This window comes from Xanthomonas citri pv. citri (genome assembly GCF_000961215.1).
Lineage (GTDB): Bacteria > Pseudomonadota > Gammaproteobacteria > Xanthomonadales > Xanthomonadaceae > Xanthomonas > Xanthomonas cissicola.
Genome location: NZ_CP008998.1, coordinates 621220 through 641925 on the forward strand (window position 1 = coordinate 621220; position 20706 = coordinate 641925).

Genomic DNA, 20706 nt, shown 5'->3' on the forward strand with positions numbered 1-20706 from the left:
GCCGATTCCCCATTCTCCACTCCCGATTCCCGGCGCTTCAGCCAATCACAAACAGCGGCTGATCGAATTCCACCGGCTGGCCGGTTTCGCCGAGGATGGCGACGATGGTGCCGGAGGCGTCGGCTTCGATGGGGTTGAACATCTTCATTGCCTCGATGATCGCCAGGGTATCGCCGACCTTGACCTGCTGGCCGACGGTGACGAACGCCGGCTTGTCCGGGGAGGGCGAGGTGTAGAACGTGCCGACCATCGGGGCGCGCAGCACGTGGCCTTCCGGCAGTGCGGCGGCCTGCTTGGCGCCGCCGGTGGAGGCTTCGGTAGGCGATTGCATCGGCATGGTGGCCGCGGCGGCCGGCGCCTGGGCGGCGGGGGCTGGCGCGTACTGCTGCTGCACCGGCGCGCTCAGCATGGCCGCGCCCTTGGGCACGCGCGCCAGGCGCACGCTTTCTTCGCCTTCCTTGATCTCGATTTCGGCGAGATTGGATTCTTCGAGCAGGTCGATCAGTTTCTTGATTTTGCGGAGATCCATAAGGGCCTCTGGAAGTGAAACGGTGGGGAGTGCCGGCGGATGCCGGCGGAATGGGATCAGGACGCCGGCGCGCTGGCCGAGGTCGATGCGGCAGGGGTCATGCGTCGCGCTCCAGGCGCGCGATCACCGCTTCCAGGGCCAGCCGGTAGCTGTCGGCGCCAAAGCCGCAGATCACCCCGTCGGCCTTGTCGCTGAGATAGCTGTGGTGCCGGAACGGCTCGCGCGCGTGCGGGTTGGACAGATGAATTTCCACGAACGGCAGCCCCACGCCCAGCAGCGCATCGCGCAGCGCCACCGAGGTATGGGTGAAGGCGGCCGGGTTGATCAGGATGTAGGCGGTGCCGTCCTCGCGCGCGGCGTGGATGCGCTCCACCAGCACGTGCTCGGCATTGGACTGCAGGCAGTGCAGCACGTGCCCGGCCGCTTGCGCGCGGTCCACCAGGGCCGCATCGATCTGCGCCAGCGTGGTACGCCCGTAAACCTCCGGCTCGCGGGTGCCGAGCAGGTTGAGGTTGGGGCCATGCAACAGCAGCAGATGGGCCATGGGATCGGCAAGAGCGGAAAGGCCGGAAGTCTGCGCGATGTCGTCGATGCTGTCCAGTTCGACGAACTTAGGTCTGTTTAAAACGATTGTTTTAAATTTCGAGTGGTTTGGGCGGTGGCTAATGGTGGCAGGCATCAGTGCGCCAAAGGTCATAGTGCCGGCTCTGAAAGCCCCATCCCGATGCGAGCCGAACCGGTAGCCGGCCGTGCGCACCCGTCGCGCAGCGTTTGCGCTCTGGCGCGCTGGAGGCGCCGTCCCGGCCGGTCGCGCGCTAATCGCTGCTGTCGGCATCCTCTCCTGCCGGGCGTCAGAATGTTGTGCCGGCGGCAGCAATTCGGTGAGTGTCCGGCCTGTTCGTGGCAAGGGCGCAGGAGGTGATGCTGCAGCAGGGCCGCGATCTGCGTTTTGCGCGCAGATCCAGGCGCCAACAACGAGGCGCCGGGCCGGACAGGGCCGGCGTGTCAGATGAAGGGCGATCGGCGCGATCGATCCCGTCTGCTGCCTCGCTTCGTGCAGCTGCCCGTCATGCCGGCCGCGGCCACTGTCGCCTGCTGCACATCGCATGCATCAAGGCGGCGCAGGTGTCGGAGGCACCGAACAGGCGACACCGCGCGCAGCCTGACGCCGCGCCTGCCCATGCCGGCACCGGCCAGTCCGGTCTGCAGGGCGCCAGCAGAGCGCGGGGCACGCAGACTGACGGCCAAGAGGGGCAGCGAACCCGCGCTTGGACGTGCCGCAACGCGCCTCGTGGCGCGGGTGCCGGTCTACATGATTCGCAACATCTTCGACCTAGCCCGCCAACAGACGGCCGCCGAGGTCACCAGCTGCAGCGAAGGCGCTGCCTCACCGCGCTGCGCGCAGCAAGGCGTCTTCGGTAATGGCGCCGGTCAGCACGGTCGGCAGGATCGCCGGTGGGGCGCCGGGGCCGTAGACCACGTACAGCGGCACGCCGACGGCCTGGTGCTGGTCGAGGAAGGTGCTGATGGCGGGGTCGACATTGGTCCAGTCGCCCTTCATGTAGACCGCATCGACGCGGCGCAACGCGTCGCGGAATTCGGCGCTGCTCAGTACGTTCTTTTCGTTGGCCTTGCAGGTCACGCACCAATCGGCGGTCATGTTGACGAAGACCACGCGGTTGTCGGCGCGCAGGCGGTCCAGCAACTGCGGGGAGAACGCCACCACGCCCTCGGTCGCGGTGGCCGCCGGCAGGCTCAGGCGCGTGACCGCGACCACCGGCACCAGCGCCAGCACCAGCATCGCCGTGGCCAGGCCCATGCCCAGGCGGTGGCTCTTCCAGCGGCTGCGCTCGAAGCACCACAGGCCCAAGGCCAGCAGGGTGGCGCCGACCAACATCAAGGCCAGCGCATCCACGCCGCGTTGCTTGCCCAATACCCACAGCAGCCAGATCGCGGTGAGATACATCGGGAACGCCAGCACCTGCTTGAGCGTTTCCATCCACGCCCCGGGGGTGGGCAGGCGCCGCGCCAGCGAAGGCACGAAGCCGATCAGCAGGAACGGCAACGCCAGGCCCAGGCCCAGCGCCAGGAATACCAGCATCGCCAGCAGCGCGGGCGCGGTGAAGGCGTAGGCCAGTGCCGTGCCCATGAACGGCGCGATGCAGGGGCTGGCGACCACGCAGGCCAGCACGCCGGTGAAGAAGTCGCCCAGTGGTCCGTTGCGGGCGGCCAGCGACTGCCCGATGCCGCCCAGGTTGGTGCCCAAGGTGAACACGCCCGACAGGCTCAGCCCCACCGCGAACATCAGATAGGCCAGCGCGGCGACGAACCACGGCTGCTGCAACTGGAAGCCCCAGCCGGCGGCCTGCCCGGCGGCGCGCAAGCCGATCACCAGCCCGCCAATGGCGGCGAAGGACACCAGCACGCCCAGCGAGTACCAGGTCGCATGGCTACGTGCGTGGCCGCGGCTCTCGCCGCTGTGCGCCAGGCCCAGCACCTTCAGCGACAGGATCGGCAGCACGCAGGGCATCAGGTTCAGCACCAACCCGCCAAGCAGCGCCAGTACCAGCATGCCCAGCAGGCCCTTGTCGGTATGCGGCGGCGGCGTGCGCTCCGGATTGCCGGCCGAGGCATCGGCGACCGGACCGGCAGTGCTGGCGGCAGGCGCGGGCTCGACCGGTGCCTGACCGGCAGCCAGCGGCGAAATCATCAACGGCGAAGCCTGGGCCTGGTTCTGCGGCGACACGATTCCGGCCGGCACATCGAGGGCGACGCGGCGGGTCATCGGCGGATAGCAGATACCGTCGGTCTGGCAGCCCTGGAAGGTGGCCACCAGGGTCACGTGGGCCGGATCAGGGTGGTCGCGCAGCAGCGGCAAGGTCACTTCGGCCTGGTCGAAATACACCACCACATCGCCGAAGTGCTCGTCGCGGTGGGCCTTGCCTTGCGGCCAGCGCGGCAGCCCGGTGCGCACGCCGCTGGCGCCTTCCAGTGCCAGCGAGGTGCGGTCGCGGTAGATGTAGTAGCCCGGCGCCGGGGTGAAGCGCAGCAGCAGGCTGTTGCCGTCGCCGACGATGGCTTCGAAGTTGAACGCCTGCTCGGCCGGCAGCGGCAACGCGTCCACGCCGGCGGTCTGGCCGGGGGCGCCGAACAGGCGCGGGCCGGCGGCGCTGCGTGGCACCAGCGCGCCCAGATTTTCGCGTGGCGCAGCAGTGGCCTGTGCCCCGGTGGCATCGGCCGCGGGCAGGTCGACGCGGATTTCGCGCCGCTGCGGCGGATAGCACACGCCGGCATCGGCGCAGCCCTGGTACTGCACCTGCAGGACGGCGGTCTGCACCGCCGGGTCGGCCTTGCCGGCCAGGGTGGCCTGCAGTTGCTTGCGGTAGGTCTGCACCTGGCCGAAGAACTCGTCGTGTTTGCTCTCGCCCTCCGGCAGCGCCAGTTCGCCCGCGGCAAACCCCTTTCCGGCCTTGACGCTGATGCGGTGGCGATACAGGTAGTAGCCCGGTGCGATCTTCCAGTTCAGCGCGATGCGGTCGCGGCTGTCGGCGGTGGCGCTCAGCGCGAAGGCCTGGTCCACTGGCAGCAGATCCTTTTCGCTGATCGCCAGGGCGGGGAAAGCGGCCAGGGCCAGCAGGCACAGGGCGGCGATACGGTGCAGCACGGTCATCGGCTTACGGTTCCTCACGGGTTTCGGCGTACACCCACTGCAGGTAGGCAGGCAAGCCGCCGGCGACCTCGAGCTCGATCAGTTCGGGGAGGTCGAAGGGGTGCAGCTCGCACAGCCGCTGTTGCAACGCGGGGATGCGATCGGCGGCGGTCTTGATCAGCAGCAGCACTTCCTCGGCCTGTTCCACCACGTCCTGCCAGCGATACGTAGCATGCACGCCGGGCACGCGGCTCACGCACGCGGCCAGGCGCTCTTCGACCAGGACCTGGGCGATCCGCGCGGCGCTGGCCGGATCGGGGCAGGTACTGAACAGCAGGCGGAGGGGTGGGGGAGAAGACATGCGACCGACAGTATAGGGACGCCGGCAGGGCTTTGCCGGGCCTGTTTCGGACGTAGGTCCGGGGCCGCGGGGACTTGGTTGCAGGCCCATGCGACGACCGGGCAGGGTGCAGGCGCGGACACACTCCAACTGGTGCGGTTGGCAATCCCAGCCCCTGGCACGCATTGCAATCACTTTGGCGTGTATTGCATGTCCCGCGCTTCGGTTCGGCGCTACGCTAGTTCCGTCCTCGTCCCAGCCTGGTCACCATCGACTCCCGGTCGCTTTCGCATGGCACGCAACCTCACGTTTTCATTGGACATCGGCTGGCGCACGCTGCTGAAGGACTTCGGCCTGAAGCCCGAGCACGTGCTGCGCAAGGCCGGGCTGCCCGAAGATCTGTTCGCGCGCGTCGGCCGCGGGCTCGATACGGACGAGTATTTCCGCTTCTGGCGGGCGCTGGAACTGGAAGCGGGCGATGCCATGTTTCCCTTGCACTTGCTCGAGATGGTGTCGGCCGAGGTGTTCGATCCGCCCTTGTTCGCCGCCCTGTGCAGCGCCAACCTGATGCAGGCGGTGCAGCGCCTGGCCAAGTACAAGCAACTCGTGGCGCCCATGGGCCTGGAGGTGGACGTGGACCGTGCGGGAGCACTGACGGTGTCGCCACGCTGGTTGTCGGTGCAGACCGAAGTGCCTTACTCGCTGCAGGTCGCAGAGGTCGCGTTCTTCCTGCGGCTGGCCCGGCTGGCGACGCGCGAGCCGGTGCAGGCGCTGCGCGTGGTACTGCCGCGGCTTCCGCCCGGCGCCTATGCGCGGCGCTACGAGCGCTTCTTCGGCGTCCCCGTTCGACACGGCGAGGCTCCGGCCATCACCTTCGGCGCCGCCGACGCGCTGCGTCCGTTCCTGACCGTGAACGAAGGCATGTGGCGCGTGTTCGAACCCGATCTGCGCCGCCGGCTCAGCGAACTTGATGCGGCGGCGACGACGGTGGAGCGCGTGCGTGCGGTGCTGCTGGAGTTGCTGCCCAGCAACATGGCCACCATCGAAAAGGCCGCCGAACGCCTGGGGCTCAGCAAGCGCACGTTGCAGCGCCGCCTCGAAGACGAAGGGGCGAATTTTCGCGCCTTGGTCAATGCGACCCGGGAGAGCCTTGCCCGCCATTACCTCGGCAGCACCACGATGACCGGCGGGGAGATCGCGTTCCTGTTGGGGTTCGAAGACCCCAACTCGTTCTATCGCGCCTTCTTGGAATGGACGGGCCAGACGCCGGATACCGCGCGCAACGCCATGCGCCTGAACTGAGAAGCGACAGGGTCCTGGTCTCATGAGGCTCCGTTGCATGCGCTGAGCCGATCAGGCGCCGGACGCCTTGAGAGGGGTGCATCGAGCGCTGCCCTGTGCGTTTCGCCGCTATGGCCAAGGATCTCGAGCGCGCCGACCTCATGCGCGTCAGCCTGTTGATCGAGCCGGCTGGCGTGCACGATGCCGAGCGGCAAGAGGGGGCTCGGCGCCTGGGGCACGAGGCTGCTGTCGCGCAACTGCAGACCTTGCGTCCGGTGCCGCAACGCCATGCCCTGACGGCCCAGGTGACGCGGGTGGAGCAGGTAAAAGCGGCACGCTCTAAGGCGAATGAGGTTGGCGCACATTGCCGTTCCTCTGGCGCGAATGGCGAGTTCATCGCAAGGCGGGGCGCTCTATCGTCAGTTCATTCCTCCACTTGAGGTGTCACCATGAACGTTCGGCGCTTTCTTCTTCCCATCGCCATGCTGGTGGGGTTGCTGGTTGGTCAGGCGGCATTCGCGCAGGACGGCTGGTCGCTGGCCAAGGATGCCGAAGGCATCAAGGTCTACGTGCGCAACGTCGAGGGCTCGCCCTTACGCGAATTTCGGGGCGAGGTGCGATTGAAGGCCGCTGCGGACGATGTGGTCAAGGTGCTGCGCGACGCGAATGCCTTCCGCCAGTGGATGCCGGACGTGGCCGCTTCGGAACTGCTGAAGGCCACCGACACCGAGCAGTACCACTATCTGGACAACAGCGCGCCCTGGCCGGTATCCAACCGCGACGGCGTCTACCACTTCACCTATGAAAAGGCCGGCGACGGTGCCATCACCGTGCGTGTGGAGGCAGTCCCGGACTACTTGCCACTGCGCAAGGGCAAGGTGCGCATTCCCCGGGCCAAGGGTCAATGGACGCTGGTGCCGGATGCGGATGGCGTGGACGTCACCTACCAGATGCACGCCTCGCCTGGTGGGTCCATTCCGAGCTGGCTGGCCAACCAGACGGTGGTGGAGACGCCCTTCGGGACGCTCAAGGCGCTGCGAAGCCACTTGCGGCAAGCCCACTGACCAGGCCCATGAACGTCGCGTCGGCCAGCTGTTCGGCAGCGAAAGATTTCACGGATACATCGAAGGCAAAGAGCGCTGGTCGTCGGCTTTTCGATGTCTGAAGAGAATGGCTTGGCCAGTAACGCTGCCATTCCAATCGCACCCAATGTTTCCATGCGGACGAAGCGACCAACTCCATGACGCCACAGGACAAGCACATGCCATTCATCGATGCCATGCACATGTACTTTCGAGGGGAAAAAATCGAGGCGATCTATTTCATCGCCGTCACCGGCCTGTTGCTCGTGATCTTCGGAGTCGCGGCCCTGAAGGCCGAGCGCGGAGGGTATGCATGGAGCGTCGCCATACCCTCGATCCTGTTTGGAATCGTGCTGGTCGGCGTAGGCGCCGGCGTTGGCCTGCGCACCGACAAACAGGTCGCCGCGATTGAAAGCGGCTTGCAGGAAAGCCCTTCCATGCTGGTGCAAAAAGAGCTGCCACGCATGCAAAAGGTCAATGCCAATTTTCGCATGACCTACTACGTCCTGGGGCTGGTGGCTGCCTTGGGGCTGATCCTGCACTACGTGGCCGGCCCGGAATGGGGGCGCGGTCTGGGTTCGACGCTGGTGCTGCTGGGGGCCATTGGTTTACTGATCGACGGATTCGCCGAGCGACGTGCAGTGCCCTATACGGCAGCGCTGGTTCGGCTCGATGCAGAGCACCGTCATGCAGATCGGGCCGTGGTGATGCCGGTGCCGAACCCGGCAGCATCGGGTCGTTCTTCAAAACACTGACTGGAGGGCTGCAGCCATTGCCCCCAGCAGCCACCGGCCTGCTACCGAATGAAGGCCTGCACCAACCAGTGACCGCGCCCAAAGCAGAACAGCGGGCTGCAATGGCTGGACGGACGGCACGACCAGATCGCCGGGTCCACGAATGCGATGGTTGCGATGCTTGGCGCGAAATGTCAGCACTCTGGCGCCGATTGCAAGTCGAGTCTGCTCGCGCATCCGGAGAATGGACCTCATCCATTCAATCGAGGTCTCACATGTTCGTCAAAGGAAAGAAAACCGCCTTGGTCACCGGTGCGTCGTCGGGCATGGGCAAAGCCATTGCGCACCGTCTCATCCAGGATGGCTATCAGGTCTACGTAGCGGCGCGCAACGTCGACAGGATGGCGGATTTGGCCCTGCTGGGCGCACACCCCCTGTGCATGGACGTCTCCAGGGACGACGACATCGTCGCCGGCGTCAACACGATCCTGGCCCAGACGGGCGGCGTGGATGTGTTGGTCAACAATGCAGGCTTTGGACTGTACGGGCCGATCGAGGAAATCGGGATCCACGAAGCGCGCTACCAGTTCGAAGTCAATCTGTTCGGTGCCGCCCGGCTCACCCAACTGCTGCTGCCCGCGATGCGCTCCAAGCGCGCCGGGCATATCGTCAACATCACCTCGATGGGCGGCAAGATGTACAGCATCCTGGGTGCGTGGTACCACGCGACCAAACATGCGCTGGAAGGCTGGTCTGATTGTTTGCGCCTGGAGGTCGCCGAGTTCGGCATCAAGGTCGTGATCGTCGAACCTGGCGTGATCGAGACGGGCTTCGGCGATGCCGCCACCGACAGCATCGCCAAGCGCTCGGCCAGCGGCCCCTATGGCCGGCTGGTGCAGATGGTGACCAAATCGATCGACACCACGTACGGACATGGCAAGGGCAGCGATCCGCGCGTGATCGCAGACGTGGTCTCCAGGGCGGTGGCCAGCAACAACCCGCGTACGCGCTATGCGGCCGGCAAGTTCGCCAGGATGCTGATCCGCATGCGCGTCTGGCTCGGCGATCGCATGTTCGACCGCATCATCCTGAGCCAGACGCGCTGAGAACGGAGCTGGCTTGCGCTGATCAAATGCCCAGTCATGATGTTAAGGGGAATGCGATTTATTGCAGTGGGCTGGCAGTGGCTCGCAAGACACCCGGCGCGCCGCGATCGGAGCGCCGGTGATCGTCCTCAGTTCAGCAACTGGCAACTGGCCGGCCTGGCCGAGTTGAACAGGCTGGCGGTGGCCCATTCGGGGTGATCCACGAACGGGTTGCGGTTGCCCTGGAAGCTGAAGATCACCTCGTTGCGGGCGCGCTCGGCGTCGTCCGGCGGGTCGGCCTGATGCCAGGCCAGCAGGGTGGAGAGCAGGCCCATGTACGCCGGCGAGGCCGCGGTCTGCACGATCTTGCTGCGGTCGTCGGTGAGCTCCAGGTCCGGCTCGGATTGCCCGGTGGTCGCATCCAGGCCGCCTTCGTAGCGGATGGCCATGTACATCACCGCGCGCGCCATGTCGCCCTTGCGCCGGCCCCACACCTCGAAGGTGCCGCTGTTGCCGTCGGGCGTGCGTACCCAGTTGGAATTGCCTGGGTAACGCCCGCTGCCGCCGCCACTGCCGTCGTTGACTTCGGTCACCCGCTCGCCGCAGCTGCTGGTGCAGGTGGCATAGGGCTTGTTGCCGCGGTCTGCGTTGAAGCTGGTGTCGGTCAGGTACAGCATGTGGGTGTCGGTGTAGGGCGCGTACGGCAGGCCGCGGTCGCCGGTGGCGCTGCCGAAGCCCAGCGAGTTGGGCCAGGTGTGCTCGCGGTTGTAGGTGAGCCCGCTGCCGGTGCCGGCGCGGTCGCTGACCTTGGCGTAGCTGCGGTTGCGGTAGGCGTCCAGGATGCGGCCGCTGTTGTTGGGATCCTCGTCGGCCATTTCCAGGATGGTCCAGGTGCTGGTGCCGCTGCCGCTGTACGGGTAGACCGTGTGCCCCTTGATGGTGGCGTGCAGCGAGCAGCGCAGCTGGCTGGCGTTGGTGGTATTGACCCGCGCGTAGTAACCGGTGCCGCCGCCGCTGGCGGTGGCCACGGTGAAGGCGATGGACTGGTTGGCGGCCGGGCTCAGGCCGCTGGCATCGCGGATGGCGCTGGCGGTAATGGCCAGCGTGCAGCGCTCGCCGCCGACCAGGGCGGTGTTGGTGGACAGGCTGAAGCGGGTGCCGCTGGTCGGGTATGTCAATGCCACGTTGCCGGAGCTGGCGCAGCTCAGCGCAAACGCACCGCTGCCCAGCGTCACCGCTTCGCTGAAGCCCACGGCCAGATCGCCGGCGGCCGGGAAGCCGGTGGCGCCTTGCGTCGGTGTGGTGCTGCTGATGGTGGGAGCGCCGGTGCCGCCGCCGCCGTCGCTGCCGGTGAAGGTCTGGCCGCGGTTGCAGGCGCCGAAGGTCTGCGCCGCCGAGCCGGCCCAGCTGAAGTTGGCCGCGCTGCTGCCGGTGCCGGTCAGTTGCAGCGAACTGCCGACCGCGGTGCTGTTGCTCTCGCTCACCGGCAGGTTCTGGCTGGTCACGCCGGCCGCCGGGCCGCCGCTGCCGGTGATGGCGCCTTCGTAACTGAGGAACTGCACCAGCTGCCCGTTGGGGTCGACCAGCGCCACGCCGTCGTTGGGGCCGTTCTGCACGCCGTTGCTGGCGTAGCTCACCGTGGCCAGACGCACCTGGCTGCCGCAGCTCACCACCGTGCCGGCCGGCAGCGTCGTGTTGGCATAGACCACTGCCGCACTGGGGGCAGCGCCGTTGTACAGGTAGATGCGGTAACCGCTCAGCGACTCGCCGGCGGTGGCCACCACTTCCACGCCTTCGCCGCTGTCGCCGGAGGCGCCCGCGTCGTCGTAGTGCAGTTCGTTGATGAAGACCGCCGCATCGGCGGAGGTGGCACCGAGCGCGAACGCGCAGGCCAGGGGAAGGGTGCAACGCAGGGACACGAAACGGGACGGCAACCTCATCGACAGCTCCTTGTGATCGGGGAATGCGTTCCCGACTGTAAGGCGCGCGCATGACAAGCGATGGAACCTGGTTCCATTTCTAGAGCGCTCAACAAACTGCTGCGCGTCTGCCAGGCGGGCGCGGCCGGCGCCGGAACCGGCATGTACCACGCGTACACGCCGGTTCCGCGCGCCGTCCACGCCCACCTGACGACCGCTCGCTCTGTGTTGTCTGCCGCCCTCGGCGTTCGGAGAGAAGCGGTCAGCGAAAAATTTTTGCCGCCAGCCCTTGAAAGCCGCCCACGCAGCACAATCTCTGGCCCGCACCCGCTTTGTCGGGTTTTTTCCGCGCGCTGTGCTGGCAGTCGTCATGTACGAGTGCTAACATCGCCGATAATTTCCAGGCCAATCAAACACTTAAGAGGTCTTCTCTATGAGCATCAAGCCGCTTCACGACCGCGTTGTAGTCAAGCCGATCGAAGCCGACGAAGTTTCCGCCGGCGGCATCGTGATTCCGGACTCCGCCAAGGAAAAGTCCACCAAGGGTGAAGTCGTCGCGATCGGCGCCGGCAAGCCGCTGGACAACGGCAGCCTGCGCGCGCCGGTGGTCAAGGTTGGCGACAAGGTCATCTACGGCCAGTACGCCGGCAGCAGCTACAAGTCCGAAGGCGTCGAGTACAAGGTGCTGCGCGAAGACGACATCCTGGCCGTCATCGGCTGATCAGGCGCTATGCGCCGGGAATCGGGAGTTGGGAATCGGGAATGGGCAAAGCGGCTAGCGTCCTTCGCCATCCCACCCCACCCCGATTCACGCTGTTGATCTACCGATTCCCCATTTCCCATTCCCAATTTCCGGAGTAACAACCAATGGCTGCTAAAGACATTCGTTTCGGTGAAGACGCACGTACCCGCATGGTTCGTGGCGTCAACGTGCTTGCCAATGCCGTGAAGGCAACCCTGGGCCCGAAGGGCCGCAACGTCGTGCTCGAGAAGAGCTTCGGCGCGCCGACCATCACCAAGGATGGCGTCTCCGTCGCCAAGGAAATCGAACTGGCTGACAAGTTCGAGAACATGGGCGCGCAGATGGTCAAGGAAGTCGCTTCCAAGACCAACGACAACGCCGGCGACGGCACCACCACCGCCACCGTGCTGGCCCAGGCCCTGATCCGCGAAGGCGCCAAGGCTGTGGCCGCCGGCATGAACCCGATGGACCTCAAGCGCGGTATCGACCAGGCCGTCAAGGCTGCGGTCGTCGAGCTGAAGAACATCTCCAAGCCCACCACCGACGACAAGGCGATCGCCCAGGTCGGCACCATCTCGGCCAACTCGGACGAGTCGATCGGCAACATCATTGCCGAAGCGATGAAGAAGGTCGGCAAGGAAGGCGTGATCACCGTTGAAGAAGGCTCGGGCCTGGAAAACGAGCTGGACGTGGTCGAGGGCATGCAGTTCGACCGCGGCTATCTCTCCCCGTACTTCATCAACAACCAGCAGAGCCAGTCGGCCGATCTGGACGACCCGTTCATCCTGCTGCACGACAAGAAGATCTCCAACGTGCGCGACCTGCTGCCCGTGCTGGAAGGCGTGGCCAAGGCCGGCAAGCCGTTGCTGATCGTCGCCGAGGAAGTCGAAGGCGAAGCGCTGGCGACCCTGGTGGTCAACACCATCCGCGGCATCGTGAAGGTCGTGGCCGTCAAGGCGCCGGGCTTCGGCGACCGTCGCAAGGCGATGCTGGAAGACATGGCCGTGCTGACCGGCGGTACCGTGATCTCCGAGGAAGTGGGTCTGGCGCTGGAGAAGGCGACCATCAAGGACCTGGGCCGCGCCAAGAAGGTGCAGGTCTCCAAGGAAAACACCACGATCATCGACGGCGCTGGCGATTCGGCCGCGATCGAGTCGCGCGTGGGCCAGATCAAGACCCAGATCGAAGACACCTCGTCCGATTACGACCGCGAGAAGCTGCAGGAGCGCGTGGCCAAGCTGGCCGGTGGCGTTGCGGTGATCAAGGTGGGCGCCTCGACCGAAATCGAGATGAAGGAAAAGAAGGCACGCGTCGAAGACGCCCTGCACGCCACCCGTGCAGCCGTCGAAGAAGGCGTGGTCCCGGGCGGCGGCGTGGCCCTGGTGCGTGCGCTGGTGGCCGTGGGTGACCTGAAGGGCGCCAACGAAGACCAGACCCACGGCATCCAGATCGCCCTGCGCGCCATGGAAGCCCCGCTGCGCGAGATCGTGGCCAATGCCGGCGAAGAGCCCTCCGTGATCCTGAACAAGGTCAAGGAAGGCACCGGCAACTACGGCTACAACGCCGCCAACGGCGAGTTCGGCGACATGGTCGAATTCGGCATCCTGGACCCGACCAAGGTGACCCGCTCTGCGCTGCAGAACGCCGCCTCGATCGCCGGCCTGATGATCACCACCGAAGCCATGGTGGCCGATGCACCGAAGAAGGACGAGCCGGCACTGCCGGCCGGCGGTGGCATGGGCGGCATGGGCGGCATGGATTTCTGATCCAGGCCACTTAGGCTGTTGCAGTAAAAAAAAACCCGCCCAACGGCGGGGTTTTTTTATGCGCGTAACTTGCGCATGCACGCGGCAGTTGCCGATTACCGGCGGTCGTACCGTCAGGACGAAGGCGCAGTGCTGGCTGCGGCCTGATCCGGCGACGGATGCGTGCGCGCAGGCGAGCGCTGCTCGGGCGATGCGTTGCCTGCGGCCAACTCGGCCTCGTCGTTTGCCTCGGTGATCTCGGTGATGGTGACGCTGCTGCTGGGAGTGGTCTGCGCCTGCGCGCCGGCGTCCTCGATGACCTGCAGGGCGATATCGCCGACCCGCTGCGCGTACTCCTGCGCCTGTTCCGGCGACAGGCTTTGCACATATCTCGCGGTGTCTTGCACGTTCTGGATGAGCTCCTCGGGCGAGGACGGCATGCGGGTTGCGAGCGCGGTACCGTCGGGTCCCCTGAACACACGCATGATCTGACCGCCGCCCCAGTTCATCGCCAGCTCTGCGCCACGCGCCATGGGGCCCGGCATGGTCATCGCCATCAGCGACATGATCGCGCCGGCGTAGTAGGGCGATGAGGATGAGGCTTCGATCAGACTCTTGTCTGCGAAGGTCTTGGACAGTTTCTCCACGCCCAGGGCCAGCGCCATCACCAGGCTGCTGGAGCACATGGCCTTGAAACGCTCCATTGCGTCCTGACGGGTCGCATGTGCGTTGACCGCCGACTGCATCATCACGGTCGTTACAAGGATAGAGTCGGCGACCAGGTCGACCGTGCCGATGCGATCGGGCTGGATCAGGTAGACCGTCAGCCCGGTCACTCCGGCTCCCAGCAATGCCAATGCCAACTTGGGCGCGATGTCGTGGTTGGTCACCTGGCGCGGGATGGTGGCTGGCTCGTCCTGGTCCACTTGCAGCGCAGTGCTCAGTCGCTTGCTGCATTGGTCCAGCGTCTCCAGCAGGTGCGTGCACTGGGCATTGAGCGTGCGGGTGAGCTCGTGCCCTTGGCTTGGGTCGGTGAACTCGCGACGCGCCTGTTGAAACGCTTCCCGGCCGCTCTCCAGAGCGGCGGTGATCTCGTTGAGTTGCGTGCGCAGTTGCGCGCTGATCTGGCCGGGCGTCAGGCGTGCACGCAACCGTTGCGCCTGGCGCTGAAAACCGGCGTTTTCTGCAATGCCGGCGCCCAGATGCGACAGCTTGTGCTGCAGTCGATTGCCAAGCACGTTGAGGCTGTTCCAGAGGAAGGGCGTCAGCACCATTGCCGCGCACGCCGTCGATGCGGCCGCGGCAAATCCCAGGTTGTTTTCCACTGTTTCGGCTTGGTGCCGCACGGATGGATTGCCGAATTTCTTGGGCAGTTCGGTGGTGAGAAACAATCCGTTGAGCAGAACGGCATAAAAGTGCATTTCGTTGGCGTCGCGCCCCAGCTGCCCGCCCATCAGCGGGAACGGAAGCCCGTCGGCGGTGGGACGCAACGCAGATGCCGAGAGCGTCATCACGCCCTTGGTTGCGGCGGCGATGGAATAGGCGAAGGTCTTGGCCTGGTTGCCCAGCAACGGACTGGGGACCACCAGGGGCCAGAGATTGACCAGGTTGGCCAGCGACTTCAGCACCCGCCCGGTCGCAGGTGTGCCGTGCTCCAGCGGCTGCAGCGCGTCTTCCACGGCCTTGATGTCGCCCAGCACTTGCTGACGGAAGCGTGCTTCCAGACCGGTTGCCGCTTCGATGGCGTCGCGCAGCTGCGTGATCTGCTGGCGGCACGCGGCCAGACTGTGCGGGGTGCTCTGTTCCGGGTCGGTGTGGCGCACCATCTGCAGGAATGCGGGATCGTCCGCATGGATCTGCAGCATGGTGCGCAGATCCGCTAGCGACCAGAGATTGGACGCCCCCTTCGAGACCGCATCGTAAGCCTGCTGAACGCCGCTTGCCAATGCCGCGTTTGCGCGTGCGGCAAGCGTTGCGGCGGTGGCCGGGCCTGCGGCGCGTTCGGGTGAGTGGGCCTGCGGTTCAGGGTCGTGCGAGGGCACCGGCGAAGCGCCGTGCTCGGAATCGGCGGTGGACGCGTGCGAACGGCTGCGGGGAGTGAGCGCCGACAAGCTGGGGTGGATCGGCGTTTGCGTCGGCGATGTGGCGTCGGTGACGGGAGCATTGTCGGTATGGATGTCCTGCAATGGCGCCAGAGAAGAGGGCCCTGCGGTTTGCTGTTGCTTGATCTCCATGGTGGGTTTCCTTGATGAGGAGGAGGGGCCAACTCGTACTGGCTGGCGCACATGCATCATTCGAACAAGCCTGCCCGGCCGGCATAGCGCGGTGCGAACTACTGCGTTGCAGAAAGAACCGACCAGGCAAGACGGTGGCAACTTGTGATCGCAAGACAGGTTGCTGCCGCGCATGGTCGAGTGCGCTGGGAGGGCAGAAGTCGCGGTGGGGGCAGCCCCAACCTGCCGGATAGTCGATCGCCGTCACACTCTGCGGCCACCTGTTGACACCGATGTCATCGCAGCCTTAGCGTCGCTGGGCAGGCGTTTGCGCCGAGCGGTCGGGGGGCCATCGGACAAGGGGCAGCGATGCACGCATCGCTGGCAGGCGTCGTTGCAGTGCATCGCCACGCCGGCCACGTCCGGCCTCTCCCGGGGATCTTATGAACTGCCGCAGTCATCGCCTTGCCTTGTCGATTTCCGTCTCCCTTGCCGTGACCGCCGCGTGCGCGCCGCCGCTCATGGCCCAGCAAACCGAACCCGATGCCACGCGCGCCACCTCCACGCTGGATGCGGTCAGCGTCACCGGCTCGCGCATCAAGCGCGCGCAGGTCGAAGGTGCGCAACCGGTGGTCACCATCAGCGCGCAGCAGATCCAGCAGGAAGGCTTCGCCACCGTCTACGACGTGCTCAACAGCATGAATCAGCAGGGCTCGGTGGAAGCCGATACCCAGTGGGGTTCGCATACGCCCAACGCCTCGCCGATCAACCTGCGCGACCTCGGGCCGGGGCGGACGCTGCTGCTGGTCAACGGCCATCGCGTGGCCGATTACCCGCTACCCTACGGCGGCGAAAGCAACTTCTCCAACTACAGCAATATTCCTTCCGCTGCGGTGGAGCGCATCGACATCCTCACCGGCGGCGCGTCGGCGATTTACGGCTCGGACGCAGTGGCCGGCGTGATCAACGTGATCCTCAAGCGCGACTATCAGGGCGACCAGGTGCGCCTGCGCGGCGGCACCGCCACCGAAGGTGGGCGCGACAGTTTCGACGTGTCCTGGGCCGGCGGGCGCACCGGCGAGAACTGGAGCCTGACCTACGCGCTGCAGGCCACCAAGCGCGACCCGTTGAGCGGACGCGATCGCCCTGAAATGGACGATTCGGACGACATGTCCTACTCCAACTGGACCGGCCAGAACCGCCTGTACGGCTTCAATCCGTTCACCGGTTTGAGCCTGATCGATGCCAACACCAACGAGCGTCTGGCACCGCCTGCCGGCACCTGCGCGCGCTTTGGCGGTGAGTTCATCGACGGGCAGCGGCTGAGCTACAACCAGAACACCGGCGCGCTCACCAATGCCGGCAGTTACTGCGGCGTGGCGCGCGATTACGGTGACTGGGGCCTGGTCACCGGCAGCGAGGATTATTCGGCGTATCTCTACGGCACCTGGAAGTTCGGCGAACACACCGAGGCCTGGGCCACGCTGTCCGCCAACCGCAGCATCGGCCGCTGGACCTACGACCCGCCGTATGCGTACCTGGGCCCGTTCCAGGACGCGGCCACCGGGCGTTCGTTGAACCTGATCCGCCAGCTGACCCGGCGCGAAGCCGGTGGCTGGGACCGGCTTGCCAACTACAACAAGGAGCAGTCCTGGGATCTGAGCGCCGGCTTGCGCGGCGTGTGGGCTGGCCGTTTCGATTGGGAATTGAGCGTGGGCCGCTCGCGCTACACCGTCGACGAATACATTCGCACCGTGGACACCGCGCGCGCCACCGACTACTTCCTCGGCAGCTCCCTCGGCACTGCCGCCGATGGCACGTCGATCTATGCGATCAACCAAGCGCGCTTGTATACGCCACTTTCAATGGACCAATACGACGCGCTGGTCGCCAAATCGCACAACTCGGCGTATTCGTGGGTCAATCAAGCCAGCTTCAGCGTGAGCGGCGATGTGGTGCAGGGCTGGGCCGGGCCGATCCGCTTCGCCACCGTGGCCGAAGTGGCAAAGCAGGGCTATCAACTCTCGCCCGACCCGTGCGCCAACGAGTGCTACCCGGTGGATGTGGTGGACAGCGGCGGCGGCGAACGCATGCGCAGTTCGGCCGGCCTGGAATTCCAGATTCCGTTGCTCTCCACGTTGAGTGCGAATGTGGCAGGCCGCTACGACCGCTACGGCAATTACCGCTCTTCGGCCGCCATCCCCACCGATGTGGGCACGCAGAGCGACACCACCTGGAGCGCAGGCCTGGAATGGCGGCCAGTGGAAAGCCTGCTGGTGCGCAGCACGGTGGCCACCAGCTTCCGCGCGCCGGACATGCATTACGTGCTGGGCGAACCCAGTTCCACCAACCAGACGGTGATCGATCAGTACCGCTGCATTTCCTCGGGCGCGTACCTGACCGGCGGCTGCAACGACGAGAACAACAACATTTTCTACACCGTGGATGTCAATCGTCGCGGCACCCCGGATCTACGCTCGGAAACCGGCCGCTCGTTCACCGGTGGCATCGTGTGGGACATCGCACAAGGCTTGTCGTTGAGCGTGGATTACTACCGCATCCAGCTGGAGGAAATGATCAAGGATCTGGACCGCGACGAGATCCTGTCGGCCGAAGCCGGCTGCCGTACCGGCACCACCATTAGCGGCGGCACCTGGAACAATCCGGGCGGCGCCGGCTATTGCGACACCATCACCTCGCGCGTGATGCGCAATGCCGACGGCACCATCGCCAGCATCGAGCGCGGCCCGATCAACCTGGCGCAGATGGAAACCTCCGGTATCGACGCCGCGCTGAAGTATCGCCTGGCCACCGCAGGCTGGGGCAACTTCCAGTTGTCGCTGGACTACAACAACCTGATCGCCTATCGCGAGCAGATCTACCGCACCGACAGCGACGAAAACCGCCGCGACGAACGCGTGCGCAGCCGCGTGCGTGGCAGCGTGCATTGGGACAACGGCGGCGCCTGGGACTGGACCGTGTACTTCCGCCGGATCGGCTCCATGCGCGCCGTCAACTGGGGCACCTGCGAACGCTTCGACGACGGCTATCAACCCAGCGCCTCCGATGCGTGCCTGGTGACCGACACCGCCAACGTGCATCTGGGCGAAACCAGCAAGCGCTACTTCGGCCGCATTGGCCCGGCGATCTACTGGAACCTGAGCACCGGCTACAAGATCACCGACCACGCCAAGGTCAATTTCTACGTCAACAACCTCTTCAACGAAGTGGGCTACGACCACAAGGAACGCTTCTACGGTTACGGCTTCTACAACACCACCCTGTTCAACCCGATCGGTCGCGAAGTGGCTGCCGAATACGTGTTTACGTTCTGAGTGAGTGCGGCGCCTGCGCACGCCACGGTGGTTGCCGTGGCGTGCGGATGTCTTGTGTCTGCACTGCTTTCGGCAGGCCGCAAGACCTGGCGAGATGACCAGCTCGATCAGCGCGTCATCGATTGTTTGCATCGCGCCGATTGGCGGCAGCGCTATCGCCGCCCGTTGGATTGGCGATCGCCGCGGAACCTGTGCCGACTTCACCGCTCCGGCCGCATGCATTTCAACGCGGGGTTGTGCTGGAGCCTGTGGAGGGACGTTCGCTTCCACCTGCGCCCGGTCCGTTGCCGATGAAACAGTGGCAACGCGCAAACGTGCGTGGTATCAATGCATCCCATGAACGCACCCCGCAGCCAGTTTTACTTTTGGTACTACGGTTTTCCGATGCCGCTGGCGGAGGAAGGATTGCGCTCACCCTGAAGGAAACTTCAGCAGCATTCCCGAAAAGCCGCCAGCGCACACCTGGCGGCTTTTTTGTTGCCGCCGCGCCTGGTTCCCTGATGCAACACCGCCCACCGAGACACTGTTATGCCGCCCGTCACCGATGACCTGCGTATCCGCAAGATCGAAGCCCTCGCACCGCCCGCGCAGCTGCTGTCGCTGCTGCCCTGCGATGAGCGCGCCTCCGAAACCGTGACCAACGCGCGCGCCGCGCTGCACGACATCCTGCATGGGCGCGACGACCGCCTGGCCGTGGTGATCGGGCCATGCTCGATCCACGACCCGGTCGCGGCGATGGAGTACGCGCAACGCTTGCGCCCGTTGCGCGATCAGTTCGGCGACGCGCTGGAGATCGTGATGCGGGTGTACTTCGAAAAGCCGCGCACCACCATCGGCTGGAAGGGCTTGATCAACGATCCGGACCTGGACGGCAGCTTCCAGATCAACAAGGGCCTGCGCGTGGCGCGTGGCCTGCTGCGCGATATCAACAATCTCGGCCTGCCGGCCGGCGTGGAATTTCTCGACATCATTTCGCCGCAATACATCGCCGACCTGGTGGCCTGGGGCGCGATCGGCGCACGCACCACCGAGAGCCAGGTGCATCGCGAAATGGCGTCCGGGCTGTCATGCCCGGTGGGCTTCAAGAACGGCACCGGTGGCGACGTCAAGATTGCGGTGGACGCGGTGGGCGCGGCCTCGCATCCGCATCATTTCCTGGCCGTGACCAAGGACGGACATACCGCCGTGGCAGCGACGGCGGGCAATCCGGATTGCCATGTGATCCTGCGCGGCGGCAAACAGCCCAACTTCGATGCGGCCAATGTGGAAGCGGCCAGCCAGGTGCTCAATGCATCCGGCCTGCCCGCGCGCCTGATGATCGATGCCAGCCACGCCAACAGCAGCAAGAATCCCGAGAACCAGCCCAAGGTCGTCGAGGACATCGCCAACCAGCTGGAAGGCGGCGAAACACGCATCGTCGGCGTGATGGTGGAAAGTCACCTGGTCGGTGGACGCCAGGACCTCTTGCCGGGGTGCGAGCTGACCTACGGCCAGAGCATTACCGACGGCTGCATCGGCTGGGACAGTTCGGTGCAGGTGCTGGAACGCCTGGCGACCGCAGTGCGCGCACGGCGCATGCGCCGGATTGCCGAGGCTGCATGAGTTGCGGCGCAGCAGCATCGGCAGAACACTTGCTGATGCTGCATGGGGCGTCGCCCACTGGAAATCACGGCGAGGCAGCGCGTGCCTGGTCTGCGGTGAGCGTGGCGCGTGGCGCGTCCCTGATTCGGCGCTATGCGCCACCTTGGTCAATGGGAAAGGATCTCGCGGCTGGCACGTGCGTCGGTGCAGCAAGCGTCGGTAACTGCGCAGGCAATGACGTGGGTGTGCGCTAGACGCTCGGGCCACTCCTCACCGAGGCGAGACGGCTGGCTGGTGCGCCGCTGTCGCGCAGGTGCAGCACGTCCAACATGGCGCGCAGCGGTGCCATCAGCGACGACCAACCGATACAACGATCGGCTTGGCCGTGCGCGCAGGCGTCTTGCGGGCCGCTGCAGACCAAGAACGTCGGGCCGGCGCAGGGAGCCGGCCCGACGGATTGGACACCACCCA

At 65.7% G+C, this 20706-nt stretch carries 14 protein-coding genes, 1 other RNA gene and 1 pseudogene; 10 read left to right on the top strand and 6 right to left on the bottom strand.

The features are described 5' to 3' along the window. Window positions 1–37 precede the first annotated feature (37 nt). The 4 genes and pseudogenes from accB to cutA form a co-directional block, all read right to left on the bottom strand. On the bottom strand, window positions 38–529 hold the full coding sequence (accB, locus tag AMD14_RS03240; RefSeq protein WP_003483182.1) for an acetyl-CoA carboxylase biotin carboxyl carrier protein: 492 nt from the start codon (window positions 527–529) through the stop codon (window positions 38–40). Window positions 530–626: 97 nt separating this feature from the next. Further along, window positions 627–1073, bottom strand: coding sequence for a type II 3-dehydroquinate dehydratase (gene aroQ / locus AMD14_RS03245; RefSeq protein WP_003483185.1), 447 nt, complete (start codon window positions 1071–1073; stop codon window positions 627–629). Between the two features lie 843 nt (window positions 1074–1916). Further along, window positions 1917–4166 (bottom strand): annotated as a pseudogene (locus AMD14_RS03250) (protein-disulfide reductase DsbD family protein); the annotation flags it as partial. Window positions 4167–4203: 37 nt separating this feature from the next. Further along, window positions 4204–4539 (bottom strand): divalent-cation tolerance protein CutA, encoded by a 336-nt coding sequence (gene cutA, locus AMD14_RS03255; protein ID WP_040260223.1) that lies wholly within the window; start codon window positions 4537–4539, stop codon window positions 4204–4206. A gap of 78 nt (window positions 4540–4617) precedes the next feature. On the opposite strand from cutA, the gene AMD14_RS03260 reads away from it, so the two are divergent. The 5 genes from AMD14_RS03260 (at window position 4618) to AMD14_RS03280 (ending at window position 8721) form a co-directional block, all read left to right on the top strand. Then, window positions 4618–5820 carry an AraC family transcriptional regulator gene (locus tag AMD14_RS03260; RefSeq protein WP_234705870.1) on the top strand — a complete coding sequence of 401 codons (1203 nt, stop codon included), beginning with the start codon at window positions 4618–4620 and terminating at the stop codon, window positions 5818–5820. Between the two features lie 110 nt (window positions 5821–5930). After that, the gene (locus AMD14_RS24525; RefSeq protein WP_040107564.1) at window positions 5931–6239 is read left to right on the top strand and encodes a hypothetical protein; all 309 of its coding nucleotides are present in this window, start codon (window positions 5931–5933) and stop codon (window positions 6237–6239) included. A gap of 9 nt (window positions 6240–6248) precedes the next feature. Continuing rightward, entirely contained in the window at window positions 6249–6863 is a 615-nt protein-coding gene (locus tag AMD14_RS03270; protein ID WP_011050374.1) for an START domain-containing protein, read from the top strand. Between the two features lie 197 nt (window positions 6864–7060). Continuing rightward, entirely contained in the window at window positions 7061–7636 is a 576-nt protein-coding gene (locus AMD14_RS03275) for a hypothetical protein (RefSeq protein WP_005920148.1), read from the top strand. A 68-nt stretch (window positions 7637–7704) separates the two neighbouring features. Beyond that, entirely contained in the window at window positions 7705–8721 is a 1017-nt protein-coding gene (locus AMD14_RS03280; RefSeq protein WP_223293155.1) for an oxidoreductase, read from the top strand. A 128-nt stretch (window positions 8722–8849) separates the two neighbouring features. On the opposite strand, the gene AMD14_RS03285 is transcribed toward AMD14_RS03280, so the two are convergent. Then, on the bottom strand, window positions 8850–10640 hold the full coding sequence (locus AMD14_RS03285) for an endonuclease (RefSeq protein ID WP_011050376.1): 1791 nt from the start codon (window positions 10638–10640) through the stop codon (window positions 8850–8852). 141 nt (window positions 10641–10781) lie between these two features. Here AMD14_RS03285 and AMD14_RS22720 point away from each other — a divergent pair. The 3 genes from AMD14_RS22720 to groL all read left to right on the top strand — a co-directional run bounded on the left by AMD14_RS22720 (window position 10782) and on the right by groL (window position 13127). After that, window positions 10782–10856, top strand: a non-coding RNA gene (locus AMD14_RS22720) — sX9 sRNA. Window positions 10857–11052: 196 nt separating this feature from the next. Beyond that, entirely contained in the window at window positions 11053–11340 is a 288-nt protein-coding gene (locus tag AMD14_RS03290) for a co-chaperone GroES (RefSeq protein WP_003483210.1), read from the top strand. A gap of 146 nt (window positions 11341–11486) precedes the next feature. Continuing rightward, a complete protein-coding gene (gene groL / locus AMD14_RS03295) occupies window positions 11487–13127 on the top strand; it encodes a chaperonin GroEL (RefSeq protein WP_003483213.1) in 1641 nt (546 codons plus the stop codon). Between the two features lie 113 nt (window positions 13128–13240). On the opposite strand, the gene xopX is transcribed toward groL, so the two are convergent. Then, a complete protein-coding gene (gene xopX, locus AMD14_RS03300; RefSeq protein ID WP_011050377.1) occupies window positions 13241–15340 on the bottom strand; it encodes a XopX family type III secretion system effector in 2100 nt (699 codons plus the stop codon). A 500-nt stretch (window positions 15341–15840) separates the two neighbouring features. On the opposite strand from xopX, the gene AMD14_RS03305 reads away from it, so the two are divergent. Together AMD14_RS03305 and AMD14_RS03310 are read left to right on the top strand one after the other, a co-directional pair. After that, window positions 15841–18654 (top strand): TonB-dependent receptor plug domain-containing protein, encoded by a 2814-nt coding sequence (locus AMD14_RS03305; protein ID WP_015462817.1) that lies wholly within the window; start codon window positions 15841–15843, stop codon window positions 18652–18654. Between the two features lie 528 nt (window positions 18655–19182). Beyond that, window positions 19183–20256 (top strand): 3-deoxy-7-phosphoheptulonate synthase, encoded by a 1074-nt coding sequence (locus AMD14_RS03310; protein WP_011050379.1) that lies wholly within the window; start codon window positions 19183–19185, stop codon window positions 20254–20256. Window positions 20257–20706 lie beyond the last annotated feature (450 nt).